The sequence below is a fragment of the Sinorhizobium fredii USDA 205 genome, from assembly GCF_001461695.1.
Taxonomy (GTDB): domain Bacteria; phylum Pseudomonadota; class Alphaproteobacteria; order Rhizobiales; family Rhizobiaceae; genus Sinorhizobium; species Sinorhizobium fredii.
The window spans coordinates 1-3,362 of the sequence record NZ_AUTC01000052.1; the positions used below are offsets into that span (position 1 = coordinate 1).

The 3,362-nt window shown below is 60.2% G+C and carries 2 pseudogenes; one reads left to right on the forward strand and one right to left on the reverse strand.

The features are described from left to right. Positions 1-1,988, reverse strand: a pseudogene (locus tag N181_RS06975) (Ulp1 family isopeptidase); the annotation flags it as partial. An 885-nt stretch (positions 1,989-2,873) separates the two neighbouring features. On the opposite strand from N181_RS06975, the pseudogene N181_RS33690 reads away from it, so the two are divergent. Then, positions 2,874-3,218 (forward strand): annotated as a pseudogene (locus N181_RS33690) (transposase); the annotation flags it as partial. Positions 3,219-3,362 lie beyond the last annotated feature (144 nt).

The following is a 3,362-nucleotide window of genomic DNA, read 5'->3' on the forward strand; positions in this document are numbered from 1 at the left end:
GCATTGTCACGCAACTCAAATGATGCGGGCGAATTCGGATTAAACGACACCTCAAGACCGCCGTAGGTGTTTGAGCGAGCCCTGGCAGAGTGCGTTGGCGCTGCTTCCACGGTCGGCCAGGCAGGTTCCTGCCCAGCTTGGACTATGTCCTGCGCCTGCTCAGGGGGAACGTCGGGCCACGATGGGCCGTCTTCCACCATTAAGCGCAGATCCTGATCGTAACCTTCCAAGAGGACCAATGGCCGACTGACAGCTCGCTGCCGCGCGCTGTGCTGCGCAGCGGCGTCCCCGACGTACGTCGCGACCGCATGCGGCGCCGTGACATCTTCGTAGCCGCTCCGCAGCAGCATCGGCTGCGTCTCCCATGACGACGTACCCTGTTGATGGGTAGGCGCCGGTGTCGGCTGGCCGCCTGAATTGGCGATCTCGCCCAGCTGCCGCTCGCCGGCAACGCCTTGCGGATTGTTTAGGGTCCTCTGCCTCTTCGCTGGCCTCAACTCAGCTGTGTCATGCTCGTCGTTGATGAGGACCTCCTTGCTTGGCAGGCGGTTGCTCCTGGCAAGCGCAGCCATCGGCTCGTCCGGGGACTGCTGGCGGTCGGGCTCTCCGGGATCCGGTGCCTGGTCATGGCGCGCGGCTGGCTCGAGAGATGACGACGGGCCGGGTTCGTCCATCAGCCCCAAAAGCAAATCCTGATCGCGGCCTTCCGCGGGAAGCTCCTCTGGCCGACTGCCAGTTTTCTGCGACGCGCTGTGCTGCGCAGCGGCGGCGTCGACGCGCCTCGGCTCCATCAGCACCGTGTCTTCGGGATTGATAAGGGCCACGTTCTGGGGGTGAGGATTCAGCTTAGCGCGTCGTGAGATCGGCACTTCGCCCGTCGACCGCAAGGTCCGGAGATAGTCGATTGCCTGAACGAGTCTCTTTGGATTACCCTGTCCGGTGAACTCGAGCACCTCACCGCCATCGGTCAGCGACTGGTTGTCGAGCCGAGCACGAATGCTCGGTTTTTCTTTTGCGAAAAGCCAACGGCTAAAGCTACGAAGAGAACCTCCGTGCTGCTCGGCAGCGGATTTGCTGAACCCGCCCTTGATGAGGGCCCCCTCAAGCCCCGAAATAAGGGGAGCATCCTCGGAATAAAGAGGCCGATTGTCGCGCCCTATCGCAATCCCAGGTGACTGAGCCGGCTGCGGCGCCGAGGATTCCATGGCCTCGGCGCCGGCCTGCGATTTTCGGAGACGAGCCAGTGCGGCACCAATCCTGGAATCAGCACCGGCGACCTTCCTATAGCTCTCGACATCTCCATCAAACGACGTGCCGAGCCCAGCAGCAATGCCCGGCCTGTTGTTGTCACGCAGGTAGTCGCTGAAACTGCGAAGAGCAGTTGCATCCTTCCTGCTTGCATCCTTCTTGCCGGGATCTGTCGCTGCTTCGTTTTTGTACTCTTCGATGAGAGCCGCGTCCTGGGGATAAGGATGATACTCAGTGCGGCCTGCGATCCGCACGACTCCGCCCGTCGACTGCGAGGTTCGGAGATGAACTATCGCCGCAAGAAGTCTTAAGGGATTATCCTTTCCGATGAACTCGCGCGCATCAGCGGTCAGCGGGTCTTCGTCCTCGAGCCGAGCAGCAATGGGATCTTTGTTATTTGCGAAGAGCCACTGGCCAAAGCTGCGAAGAGTACGTACATAGCCCCTGGCGGTGCGTTCGGCGGCCCCGCCCTTGATGAGGGCCTTCTCAAGCCCCAAAATAAGGGGAGCATCCTGGGAATAAAGGGGGCTTTTGCTGAGCCTTCTCAGAATCCCTTTTGACTGAGTCGGCTGCGGCGCAGCGGCGGCCGGCATTGCTCCACCACCCCCACCTGAACTGCCGATCTCTTTCAATTGCCGCTCAAAGGTCGCCGCGGCTGCAGACGGAGCCGCGGGTGAGCTCTCTTGCGGACCCGTGCTGTCCGATTGTTCATGCACCGACTTGGTCGAGGGGAAATCCATCCCGTCCTCTTCTCAAATATGAACCTGGGCTATCGATCTGACATGCCGGCAATCAGCAACAAACCGCCCTTTACAGCGCTGGCAGGCATGCACCGGGAGCATCGGCAGCCGATGTTCTTCCAAGGGGATCAGCCCTGTATGTTTGTTAAATTTAAATGGGGAAGCTATCGAGAACCTGATGACGACAATTGCCGCGCCAAGACAGCATGGCGCATGTGCCTGCGCGCTTCGCCGTCAACAGCCGATAGACCGAAGATTCAGAGACAAAATACTGCTCCTCATCGGTGAGGCGTACGGCCAGCTTTCGCGGCGAGGACTATCTCCAGCCCATTGCGTCGCAGAAGGGTGGCAGTTGGCCAGAGGAATTGCTTCCTGCGGAAGGCCATGATCAGGATCCATATTTCCCCCGTTCCTGCTCCCGAGGACGCGGCACTGATGGAGTCTAGGCGGGTCGGCGCCGTCGCTGCGCAGCACAACATCTTTGTAAATCGACGCTGAACATTGACCCATCAAGCACTTGGGACGCCGATCGGCGTCCGGACCCCATATGTGGACGTATATGGACCCCCGCCCGATTGCAACGACCGGCTTGATCAGGATCGACGGCCACAACTGCTGACGTATATCCGGCTTCTTGATGCGGCTGGACAACGTCTCCGCCGCGAGCCTCGATGGTTTTCGCCCGCTTCCACCTCAACGGCGCCGAGACATCGGCGCAAGCCGTGCCGGTCCAGACAGGTTCGGGAAGCGACGGGGTGACCGTTTCGCCATCTCCTGCCATTTGTTGCAATTGCCGGGTGAGACCTCCTTTCCTTGGTAAGCACTCGATTGGCACCGCCTGCCGGATAGCGCCTTGATGGCCTAAGACACGTCAGGCGTTGGGGTGACGAGAAGAAGCTCGACGTTGTCATGTCGGTTGGGCTCGACGGTGCGACGGTCACAGAGGTTGCACATCGGCACGATGTGACCCGGCAGCAAATTTACGCTTGGCGGCATGAGCTGAAGAAGAAGGGTTTATTGCCGCCCACGGCCGATACGGTCTTCCTTCCCCTAGATACCTCCGCCATGGACGACGCCCCGCTCGGGCGTGAGGAGGTTGCGCGCGAGCCCGCGCTCACGGCTGAACTACGGCCGTTTATAGCAAGAGAGAAAATCTGTGATGCCGTCCTGGTCGGGTGCAAGCCATGTGTCCGGCCTTTACGAGGCGGCACATACAGCCGCAGGCCCTGATGAAGTCCGCAGATCGGGTTCCAATCAAATTAACGCGCTCGAAGCGCCTTGAGAATGTCGGATTAATCCAATCCCCGGTTCGACCGGTTTGCCATCACTGCAGCGCGACAACCAAGATGAGACGAAGCGTCAATCAAGATGAGA